An 11966-nucleotide genomic window follows, 5' to 3' on the forward strand; every position below is an offset into this window, starting at 1 on the left:
TGTTAAAACTCAAAAAATCATTAAATTTGTCTAAACTATAAAAAAACAAACAATGAGTTACATTTCTTACATAGAAGCAAGACAGATTTTGGATTCAAGAGGAAATCCTACAGTAGAAGTTGATGTATTTACAGAAAGTGGTGCGATGGGTCGTGCTGCAGTTCCTTCAGGAGCATCAACAGGAGAACATGAAGCAGTTGAGCTGCGTGATGGCGGTTCAGAATGGATGGGGAAAGGTGTTTCCAAAGCTGTGGAAAATGTAAGAGAAGTAATTGCACCGGAATTGGTGGGTCTTCCTGTTTTTGATCAGAATTTAATTGATCAGATTATGATTGATTTAGACGGAACAAACAATAAAGGAAATATCGGAGCCAATGCAATCCTTGGTGTTTCTTTAGCAGCAGCAAAAGCAGCAGCTACGGAATTGAGAATGCCTTTGTACAAGTATGTAGGCGGTGTAAACGCCAACACGCTTCCTGTTCCGATGATGAATGTAATCAATGGTGGTTCTCACTCAGATGCGCCGATTGCATTTCAGGAATTTATGGTAATGCCGGTAAAAGCAGATTCTTTCTCTCATGCTTTAAGAAAAGGGACGGAGATTTTCCATAATTTAAAATCTATTCTTCACTCAAGAGGTCTGTCTACGGCTGTAGGTGATGAAGGAGGTTTTGCACCGACTTTTGCAGGAACTGAAGATGCTTTGGATACTTTGCTTCAGGCAATCGAAAAAGCAGGTTACAAACCGGGAGATGATGTAATGATCGCATTAGACTGCGCTGCTTCAGAATTCTATAAGGATGAAATTTATGATTATAGAAAATTCCAGACAGCAGATGCAGCTCAATATTCTAGCAGTGAGCAGGTTTCTTATCTTGCAGAATTGGCGGCGAAATATCCTATCATCTCTATTGAAGACGGAATGCACGAAAATGACTGGGAAGGCTGGAAAATGCTTACCGACAAAATCGGAGACAGAGTACAGTTGGTGGGAGACGATTTATTTGTTACCAATGTAGAAAGACTGGCAAGAGGAGTAAAAGAAGGAATTGCCAATTCAATTTTAGTAAAAGTAAACCAGATTGGTTCTCTTTCTGAAACAATGGCAGCGGTACAAATGGCTCAGCATAACAAGTTTACATCTGTGATGTCCCACAGATCAGGTGAAACAGAAGATTCTACAATTGCTGATCTTGCAGTAGCGATGAACTGCGGTCAGATTAAAACAGGATCTGCTTCAAGATCAGACAGAATGGCAAAATACAACCAATTGCTCAGAATTGAAGAAGCTCTTGGCGAAACAGCTGTTTTCCCGGGCTTAGATGCTTTCAAAATCAAAAGATAATTCATTGAATTTATAAATAACGGCAAGCGATTTTTTTGTTTGCCGTATTTTATAATAAGTAGTATATTTAAAGAAAAATAAATTATATAATGTCAGACAACAAAGTTATATTAAATTACGACGGTAATTCTTATGAATATCCAATCGTGGATAGTACAATCGGAGACAGAGGAATAGATATTTCAAAATTAAGAGACCAGACAGGTCTTATTACCTTAGATTTAGGGTACAAAAACACTGGTGCTACATTAAGCGACATTACATATCTTGATGGAGACAAAGGAGAATTGTTCTACAGAGGTTATCCTATTGAGCAGATTGCAGAAAAGTCTAACTTTACGGAAGTAATGTATCTTTTGCTTCATGGAGAGTTGCCTACAACAGAGCAGTTTGACAATTTCAATGGAAATATAAAAAAATATAATTTTGTAGCAGAGGAAATGAAAAAAATCATTGATGCTTTTCCTCGTTCTGCTCACCCAATGGGAGTTTTATCTTCCCTTACTTCAGCATTAACTGCATTCAATCCTAAAGCAGTCAATGTAAATTCTAAAGAGGAGATGGATCATGCAGCTGAATTGATGATTGCTAAATTCTCTCATCTTTGTGCATGGACTTACAGAAAAACTCAGGGATTACCATTAAACCACGGAGACAACAGCTTAAATTATGTAGAAAATTTCTACAAAATGACTTTCAGAATGCCGAATCAGGAATTTGAAATTGATCCGGTTGTTGTAGATGCTTTAGATAAATTATTAATCCTTCATGCTGACCATGAGCAAAACTGTTCTACATCTACTGTAAGAATGGTAGGTTCTGCTCATACTGGTCTTTTTGCTTCTGTTTCTGCGGGTGTTTCTGCACTTTGGGGACCACTTCACGGGGGAGCAAACCAGGCAGTAATAGAAATGCTTGAGCTGATCGAAAAAGACGGTGGAGATGTAAATAAATGGGTTGAAAAAGCTAAAGATAAAAATGACAACTTCCGTTTGATGGGATTCGGTCACAGAGTATACAAAAATTTCGATCCTAGAGCAAAAATTATCAAGAAAGCAGCTGATGATATTCTTAACGCATTAGGCATTCAGGATAAAGCTCTTGACATTGCAATGCAGCTGGAGAAAGTAGCTTTGGAAGACGAATATTTCGTAGAAAGAAAACTTTATCCAAACGTAGATTTCTATTCAGGAATTATTTACAGAGCATTAGGAATTCCTACCGAAATGTTTACGGTAATGTTTGCATTAGGAAGACTTCCGGGATGGATTTCTCAGTGGAAAGAAATGAGATTAAAAGGAGATCCAATCGGTAGACCAAGACAGGTTTATCAAGGAGCTCAAAAAAGAGATTACATTGATATTACCAACAGATAATATTCTTTTATCTGATTAAAATATGATCCCAAAGCTGAAAAGTTTTGGGATTTTTTTATTGCAATTTTACTAATTGAAAATTTTTTATACTTATCTGTAACAAAATTGCTAGTTCAGTTGTCTAATTATGTAAAGAGGTGAAAATTTTAATTTAAAAATAAATTACTGTTAATCAACTAACTAAAAGGCGGTGTAAGACATTTTTACTACTTTGTATTGCATGATACTAAAAAAATAATATATCTTTGCAATGTAAATTAATAACAAATACAAGCTTCTGATGATTGTATGTTAGTAAGCAAGTCTTTTTCAGGAAAATTTAAAAACAAAAATCTACATATATGAAAACTCAATTACTCATAGCAGCCATTTTCTTTACCGGATTTACTTTTGCTCAGGAGAAAAAAACTGATAGTTTAGAAACAAAAAAGATAGAAGAAGTCGTTATCAAAAAGCAGGTATTCAAAAAACAGAGTGACCGTTTTGTATATGATGTAGCCGCTTCTCCTGTAACCAAAGGTAATACTACTTTTGATCTTTTAAGACAAACTCCTCTTTTATCTACAACAGATGATAAAACGTTAAAGATTGCAGGAAAAAATAATGCGCTTATCTACATCAATGGCAGAAAATCTAATATGGATGCAGAATCTCTTACGCAGTTTCTGAAAAATATGCCTGCTGAAAATATCCAGAAAATTGAGGTAATTACAGTACCGGGAAGTGAATTTCAGGTAGAATCTTCCGACGGAATCATCAATATCATTCTTAAAAAGAAAATGGGAGACGGGCTGAACGGAAACATGAGAATGGCAAATACACAGAATAAATACAACGGAAGTTCTGCAAGCTTTTCAGCCAATTACAGAAAAGATAAATTGGGAATCAGTGCCAATCTGAATGGCGGCGACAATATTCAGCCGCAGCGATATACATTGAAAAACGGAACGAGTATGATTCAAAACGAATCTGTGGGAGATATTGATGATCCTAACAAAAATCTTGGAGGATATCTCAATCTTGATTATCAATTGAATGACAATAGCAATCTTGCACTTTCATGGAACACCTGGGCAAACAGAAGCTACAATTCTAGTGTAAATCTTATCAATACACTTACCATGTTCGACGAAAACGGTGTTTTGAATAGTCGGGAACTCACCAATTCAAGAAATATTGAAAATGCAAGATCTTATAATAATTCTGTGAATCTGAATTACGAACTCAAAACAGATTCGTTGGGAAGTAAATTAAATTTAAACGCAGCTTATCTTAATTATAAAAGATTTCAGAATGCAGACAACAGAACATTGGGACTGGATGAGAACAATAATTTTACTGTTTTTCGCCAACAGGTATTGCAGGAAATTCCGCAGATCATTAATAATTTTTCGGGAATGGCTGATTACATCAAAAAGTTTAAAAATGATTTTACTGTTTCCGTAGGGGGTAATTTCAACATGACAAAAACAGATAATGATACTAAAAACTTTTTTAATTATTATAAAGACGGAAGCTTAATCAATGAAAGACCAGATTTCAACCATTTCATTTATGACGAAAAGATTTACGGAGCTTATCTTACCTTTGAAAAGAAATTTTCTGATAAACTATCAGGTAAAGTTGGGTCAAGATATGAAATTACGAGAAGTATGGGAACTTCTGAAGTCCCGAATGTGCCGATGCAGGAATTTGAACGGAATTATAATAATCTTTTACCATATCTAAGCTTTAATTATGCGATCAACGATAAAAATAATATTTCTTATGCATTTTCCAGCAGAATGAGAAGACCGAGTTTTTGGGAACTGAATCCGGTAAAAAATATTCTGACGCAGGATAATTACACCCAGAATAATCCTTTTGTAAAAGCTTCTTCTACATATAACCAGGAACTCACTTATATGTTTAAAAACTCTTACTTCCTGATTTTGAATCATTCTTACCTGAAAGATGTAATCACACAGGTTCCGCTTCAGAGAGATATTGTAAGAGACGGTGTTACTTACAGACAGCTTGCTTATATCAGAACCAATTTCGGAGACAGACAAGAGATGTCTGCCATGCTGGGAATGCAGAAAACTTTTTTCAAGCAATATCTTACGATGAACTTTAATATCGGGATGCAGCATAACATCAACAACGGAACACTCAATACAGATCCTACGACGGGTGGGGTTTTCGATACGTATGTCAATAACAGAAGCTCTTCAAGTCTTGTGATTCAGTCGAACAATACACTTCGTCTGGATAAAAAGAAAACCTGGTTTTTGGGAGTTAATTATTTCTTTGTAGATCAGCAGCAAATTGAGCTGGGTTTGCTTAAAAACTTAATGAGTCTGGATGTGAGCATCAAGAAAAACTGGAATGACTGGACTTTTGCGCTGAATCTGACGGATATTCTCAATACCAATATTGTAGAAATAGAAGATATTCAGGCTAACGGAAATTACAATTACATTCACCAGAACAGATACAACAGAGGCGGAACATTCAGCATTACTTACAACTTTGGAAATCAGAAAGTGAAAAAAGTGAGAGACATTGAAGGTGCTTCAGATGCAATCAAAAGCAGAACAAGATAAAAACAATCATTTTTCATATATATTTATTTTGTATCGTAACCTGTCGGGAAACCGGCAGGTTTTTTTATCTTTATTATAATGAATAACTTGTTGAAGCTTGCATTTATAATCCTTATATCTTTTTCATGCAAAAAGAAAGATTTTGATCTCGGAAATAATATTATTTTCAACAAAGAGACAAATATTTCCTACGGAGATAATTCTTTGCAAAAATTAGACTGGTATTTTCCTTTGACTAAAGACTCTGTAAAAGGTATTTTCGTCATCGTTCACGGTGGAGGCTGGAAAGCAGGAAATAAATCTCAACTTAATTTTTTCATGTATTCACTGATGCGAAAATTTCCCGATTATGCTTTTGCGAATATCAATTACAGATTGGCAAACAATAATACCTTTATTTTGCCCAATCAAACTGATGATATTCAACATTCAATCAGTCTTTTAACTGAAAAATGCAGAATATTAAAGATAAATCCTGACTTTATTTTACTTGGCAATAGCGCAGGAGCACATCTTTCAATGCTGTACGGTTATAACGATTTTATGTATCCTAAAAAATACTATTCAATAAAAGCAATCGTTAATATTGTTGGGCCTTCTGATTTGTATGATAAAAATTTTGAAGCTTATCCCGATTATTATTTTGTTAAAAACAGGATGATTGATTTATCTGCGTCTGTTCCAAAAGATTTAACGAACAAAGATATTCCCAACCCGATCTTTTGGATTAGTGAAAAGTCGCCGCCAACAATTTCATTTTATGGAAACCGTGATCAAATAATTCCATTATCACAAAAAACTGTTTTGGATTCGGTTTTAAACAAAAATAAAGTTTACAATCAGTCTTTCGAATTTTCCGGTGGTCATCTCGATTGGGAAAATGAAAAAAATACTTCATTCTTAATTGATAGAATTGATATTTTTCTTGCAAACATCAAATAAGAACGCCTTGAAAACTTTTCAAGGCGTAATAACACTATTCTTAATTTAAATTATTAATGTGAGTTCGAAAATTTATAAGATTAAAAATTGACTAGCAACTATAACTTGTCTTTAATCTCATCTTAAATAGCATTAAATATTAATTTTTCAAAAAACTATTCAGATTTCATCACTTCCGATCTCTCAGAAATTCCGTTGGCATTGAAAGCTTCGATCTGGAAATAGTATGAATCTACCCTATCGGCTCCGGTGAAAAAATATTCATTTTTACCGTAAACCATAATGCTTCCGTATAATTTATCAGGAGATTTCCCCCAATAAATTACATATCCGTCTGCATCGGAACTCTGTTGCCATTTCATCCAGATGCTTCTTCGTTCGCCATATTTTTTAGGATCAGCTCTTAGCGGAACAAAATTCTGAACTTTGGAAGGTTTTGTACCTTTTCCTTTTCCAAAAACTCTGAAACCGCTTAATGCAAATTTTCCGGTAGGCATTTTCAGGTTTTCCATTTTTAAGTATCTTGCTTCGGCAGGTTTTTCCAGTTCTACATAATCATGCGGAACATCTTTGGTATTTTTGCTTTTATCAACAATAATTTTCCATTTTTTGCCGTCATTGGAACCCCAGATTTTGTACTGGTGCATTTTTCCTTCCGTTTTTCCCATAAATTCTGCGTCCTGATCGGCATAATTGATCTGAATGGCATTGATGGTAGAAACTTCACCTAAATCTGTCTGAAACCACTCTCCGGAATTTCCTGTTTTTGCGCTCCAATAGGTTTTAATATCTTCATCCACCGCAAAATTGGAGTGGTAACCGCCTAAAGTTGATGAAACCTGAACCGGCTTATTGTAATTGAGCAGCATCCACCCTGTAAAAAGCCCTTTCGAGAAATCTTTTCCCTGAGCAAATTCCGGAAGAAGAGTAGGATAATCGCCATAAGCAGTGTTGGTGTACATTACATCATCTTTGTCAAAACCTGCAGGCCATATTCCCAAACGTCTTTCAAAATTATTTTTAGTGGAAATAAAAATAGTTGAAACGTGCCACCAGTTTTTAAAATTATCCTCAAATGTCGCTCCGTGTCCTGCTCCTCTTGCGAAACCTCCCGGCTTATAAGAAAAAGGATTGTGCTGTTGATATTCATAGCCTTCCAAAGGATTTTTGGAAACATAAACTCCGTCCGAATAACCGCTGAATTCCGTTGCAGGAGCACCATACTGCATATAATATTTGTCTTTGTACTTGGTTACCCATGCTCCTTCCACAAAAGGCTGCAGGAAAACATTGTCGTTGTATTCGCCAAATCTTTCCCATCCGTGATCTTCCGGTTTCAATCTTAAAATTGGCTTTACATAACCTTCAGACTGCAAAGTTTTTACTTTAACCTCTGTTCCCAAAAGCGGCCATTCATTGCTGGATCCCCAATAAAGATAGAGTTTATTTTTGTCTTCATCATAATGGAAAGCGGGATCCCAGGCTCCGACTTTCAAAGTATCTACTGCAATTTTCCAGTCGTCCACAGTAGGATTGGTAGATTTCCAGATCGGAAAATCTGATTCCCACGTTGAACCATAAACGTATAAAGTATCTTTCATTGCCCAGACTGCGGGAGCGTTGAGGTCGTGTGTATATTTGTTGTCTCTCAGAAATTTTCTTTTCACAAACTTCCAGTCGAGCATATTGTCGCTATGCCAGTATCCTTCCTGATTGGTTGAAAAAAGAAAAAGCTTTTTTTTGAAATTTACAATTACCGGATCTGCTGTTGCGCGGTGTTTTCCCTGTTTTGAAAAAACCTCAAAAGGCGTATAGCCATAATCAATATTGATAGGATTACAATAGGTTTTTTGCTGTGCATTGACCATTAATCCTAAAAAAACGGCAACTAAAAAAGTATATTTCTGCATCTGTCTGTTTTACATGAATCACAAAAGTACTTAACTTTTTTGATGAATGTTGTTTTTATGAATGTGAAATTTTGTATAATTAGACCTACTGTATCTACGATGAGTTCTTTATTATCCGCCATACGAAAGGATTTGCGGTTCGAGGATGAGACACTGCAGTAGTGGAAACAAATTAAGCTTACCAACGAACTTGACACCGAAGAAAAAAAACATTCTCCTAAAGTTCATTGAAACCTTCTTTTTCAAAAAACATTTTAAGGATATCTGCGGAAAAATTGTTGCATTATAAACGCAAAGAGGCTGTCTCACTTTTGAGACAGCCTCTTTTTATTATCTGCTGCGAAGTTACAAACTTCGCAGAGCGGAGAGCTATTTTATTTTTTTATTTAAGTATTTCCCTAACAAGTCTGCAATATCTTCATCTTCGATATTATAGTAGATATCATCTAATTCTTCCAAAGGATCAAACAGATCATCGTCAATAAATAATTGTTTTAGAGTTTTATTCATCAACCCTTTTCTAAATTCAACATCAGGCATATTCTTGTCTTGTACAATCTTTAATGCTTTATCTAAGAGATTTGATTTTTTAAAAGCTCCTATTTCAATTAGTGCATCTATCGTTTCTTTAGAAAATTGTCCATAAGAGTTTGTAAAATACTGATGAAAGCCACCATTTAATACTTGATTTTCCAATATAGACGTTAAATATGTTATTTGTTGATCATTAGATAAATTTATTACGTAACTGTACCAATATGGAATATCGCTGAAAAACCAATCTTCTTTAATTCCTTTAGTTGCTGCTAAATATGTTTTTTCTATTAGCTTTTGATTACTCACTTAATATTTTTAAAAAAATTATTCATCTTCAATTAATTCCAAGAATAAACTTTGTAAATCTTCGTTAATTTTTATATTCTCATTTTCCGCGGTTAAAATTAGTTCACATTCTATTCCATCTGCATGAGTTGTACCGTCTAATATTCCTAATATATGTGATAGTGTATTAATTTGTACTATTTTCAAAAAACTTATAAAATTATCTTTTTCTTCTTTTGAAAAATCTATATACAATGGTAGAATTCCTTTCCAAACAGGGTCTGTAGCCTCATTTGTAGTTTCTAATAAATTTTTGTATAATTCTAAATTACCTTTAATTACATCTCTGTTGAGAATTTTTACTAAAACTTCTGACTTCATTTATATTATCTTTTTAAAAATGCACCTGGATACATTGTTTTGTTTGCTTGAATTAATTCTTGGAGTGCGCTGTTTGGTATACCTTGCGATCCATACACACGTCTTAATTCAAAAATATCTCGTGCTAAAACTTGACGTGCGGACGTAAGTCCTTTAGTACTTCTTGATACAATCCCATTAGGACCTAAAAACCTATGACCAACTTCTGGAATTAATATTGTTGGTAACTTTGTATTCTATGATGTGCAATAAAGATTTTCTGACAGAATTAGTAGATGCTTGCCAGATTGGGTTAAGCATCATTTATACCATACTCATAAAGTCTTTTAGCAATTTCGTCCTTAGAAGGAGTATAATTCAAACTATTAATCCAATCTTCTATAAATTCTTTTGCTAAAAAAATTTCAATAAGATAATTAAATTTTTTTCCTCTTTCTATTTTGATTCCATTATCTCCATCTTCTGGATATGATAATATAATTTCTGATTTGTAATCATTTATGTTTTCCATAAAGATAATAGAATCTTCATCTACATCGTTTATACCATTAATTAAATCAATCAAATTCATAATTATTATTTTTATTTTCCCCAAAAGTAGAACCCTCCTTTATTTCCGGGATGCATAGTTTTCCAAAATGAACTACCAACTGTGTGTTGTGATTTAGGAACTAATTGCATTATTCCTTCATCAATATGATGATGCCAAACCCAATTAGCTGGCGATTTTCCTAATATTGATCCAGTTGGTGATTTAGGAATAAATATACCTAAATTTTCCATAGACGAAGCAAATCTGGCATCTGACTTTATAGCAGCTTCAAGAGCTTTGTTAGCTTCTCTAAAATGCCCACCTCTATATACTCCTGGATATGAACTTTTTGCTAATTTCATTTCATAAGCAACAGAGTAATATTCACTTTTTACAGCTAGTCCCGGTTTCTTTAAAGCGACAGCTCCTATTACTCCTGCTGCCATTGCAAGACCTTGGTTTTCAGGTTCCCAGTTACTGATTACTTGCCCGGCAATATCAAGAAGTCCACTTAGGTCTCCAGCTCCGCCAATCATTTTAATTGGACCATCGCTTTTTACCCCTGCTAAAGGATCATAGACGAAAGTACCTTCTTGATAAAGCCAACCACTAAGAGCTTTTTTAAATGCCATACTCATTGAAATGACATTATTCAAGTAATTGGTTCCGATATTCCAGTTATGAATGTTGCCTTGTGCATTAATAACTGCTTCTGGAAGTAAAATTTCTCCTGCAACATCACCACCACCGCCACCAGTCATATAATTATCTTGTGCGGCTAAACTGTAGGATCTATAATTTTGTGCATTGCCTTCATTATCCATCATTCCGCCCCAGTTATTGTAGAAATAACCGTTTCCGCTATTTGTCCATGTTGTTCCGGAAGGCGAGTTCCATAACTCATCAATAAACGATTGAGACAACATTCCCGTAGGATCGTTATACATGATCGGATTGTTGTTGGCGTAATGATAAGGAGATAAATGCGGGGTTACTTCCGACATTGGATCAATTGCTCCCCATCTTCCAATATCCGGCATATAGAATCTTGCGCCGTAGTCATACATCCCAAGTTCCTCCTGCAGTTCCTTACCGTTATATTGGTATTTGTAGTCTCCAATGGCACTAATTCCGTAACTGTGTCTTAATCCAAATGCATAATAATCGTTTTGCTGTACAATGACCGCCGTATTTCCTTCTCTTGCAAAACTGACTCTTACGTTACCCAAATGGTCATTGTAGTGGTAAATATAACGATTATTTACAAAATCAAAATATCCTTCTGAAGTGGCAAAAAACTTTAAATTAGATACTAGAAGATCTAAGTTTGCAGTATCTATACTGTACTGAAACCCATCAACATACTCAGTTGTTATAAATGCATCCTGACTTTTCTTTCCTGAGAAATAATGATGTACTTTCTTTACCTTTACTCCGTCTGCACGATAAGTGTAATTCATGTTTCTGTAAACATTTTGACCTAACCTCTCAACGTAATTATTAAACTTCACATACGAAGGAAGATCTAAAATATTATATTTAATCTCCAGAATGCCTTTGTCAATATGGCTGGTCATGCTTCCGTTGTCGTCATACGAAATGATATTGCCGGAAGTCTCGGGATAACCTGCATAGTTGTTTTTCAGATCTACCACAGATTCCAGCCTGTTGCCGGTGGGATAGCTGTATACCAGCTCATCTATTTCTTCTACCGTTCCGGTGTAGCCTTTCTGGTTTCTTTTAAGCCCGGTAATATTTCCGTTGGCATCATAGCTCATAAATTCGTTATAGAATCCATTTTGCGGGACAAAAGATTCCGGTTCCTGATAGATTGCTGCTTTTAATCGGTTATAAGCATCGTACTGATAACTGTATCTTTTCAGCACACCGTCACCGCTGTTTTTCCAGGTCATCTCCGTAATGTTGCCGTTGTAGCGGTATCTTCAGAAAAATATTGCTGCTCTATAGTTCTGTTTCCTATTTGAAAACAGAACATTTTATAACACACACAAAACCCTCGCAATTTTGCGAGGGTTCTTTAATTATCTGCTGCGAAGTTACAAACTTCGCAGA

The 11966-nt window shown here is 35.0% G+C and carries 9 protein-coding genes; 4 read left to right on the top strand and 5 right to left on the bottom strand.

The annotated features are described in order from the left end of the window. Positions 1-52 precede the first annotated feature (52 nt). The 4 genes from eno (at position 53) to AC0NBN_RS06525 (ending at position 6248) form a co-directional block, all read left to right on the top strand. Positions 53-1345, top strand: coding sequence for a phosphopyruvate hydratase (gene eno / locus AC0NBN_RS06510; protein ID WP_160813151.1), 1293 nt, complete (start codon positions 53-55; stop codon positions 1343-1345). Positions 1346-1434: 89 nt separating this feature from the next. After that, positions 1435-2721: a citrate synthase gene (locus AC0NBN_RS06515; protein WP_143884913.1), complete on the top strand. Its 1287-nt coding sequence runs from the start codon at positions 1435-1437 to the stop codon at positions 2719-2721. A 341-nt stretch (positions 2722-3062) separates the two neighbouring features. Continuing rightward, complete coding sequence (locus AC0NBN_RS06520) at positions 3063-5306, top strand: TonB-dependent receptor domain-containing protein (protein ID WP_160813150.1); 2244 nt, start codon at positions 3063-3065, stop codon at positions 5304-5306. 78 nt (positions 5307-5384) lie between these two features. Next, the gene (locus AC0NBN_RS06525) at positions 5385-6248 is read left to right on the top strand and encodes an alpha/beta hydrolase (RefSeq protein ID WP_143884906.1); all 864 of its coding nucleotides are present in this window, start codon (positions 5385-5387) and stop codon (positions 6246-6248) included. 155 nt (positions 6249-6403) lie between these two features. Here AC0NBN_RS06525 and AC0NBN_RS06530 read toward each other — a convergent pair whose 3' ends face one another. From AC0NBN_RS06530 to AC0NBN_RS06550, 5 genes are all read right to left on the bottom strand, one after another. Next, complete coding sequence (locus AC0NBN_RS06530) at positions 6404-8158, bottom strand: discoidin domain-containing protein (RefSeq protein ID WP_160813149.1); 1755 nt, start codon at positions 8156-8158, stop codon at positions 6404-6406. 369 nt (positions 8159-8527) lie between these two features. Continuing rightward, the gene (locus AC0NBN_RS06535) at positions 8528-9001 is read right to left on the bottom strand and encodes a DMP19 family protein (RefSeq protein ID WP_160813148.1); all 474 of its coding nucleotides are present in this window, start codon (positions 8999-9001) and stop codon (positions 8528-8530) included. Positions 9002-9019: 18 nt separating this feature from the next. Beyond that, positions 9020-9361, bottom strand: a complete 342-nt coding sequence (locus tag AC0NBN_RS06540) for a hypothetical protein (RefSeq protein ID WP_160813147.1) — start codon at positions 9359-9361, stop codon at positions 9020-9022. A gap of 292 nt (positions 9362-9653) precedes the next feature. Continuing rightward, positions 9654-9932 carry a hypothetical protein gene (locus tag AC0NBN_RS06545; RefSeq protein ID WP_160813146.1) on the bottom strand — a complete coding sequence of 93 codons (279 nt, stop codon included), beginning with the start codon at positions 9930-9932 and terminating at the stop codon, positions 9654-9656. Positions 9933-9943: 11 nt separating this feature from the next. Then, a complete protein-coding gene (locus AC0NBN_RS06550; RefSeq protein ID WP_160813145.1) occupies positions 9944-11806 on the bottom strand; it encodes an RHS repeat-associated core domain-containing protein in 1863 nt (620 codons plus the stop codon). Positions 11807-11966: the final 160 nt, after the last annotated feature.

The organism is Chryseobacterium sp. L12 (assembly GCF_056133985.1).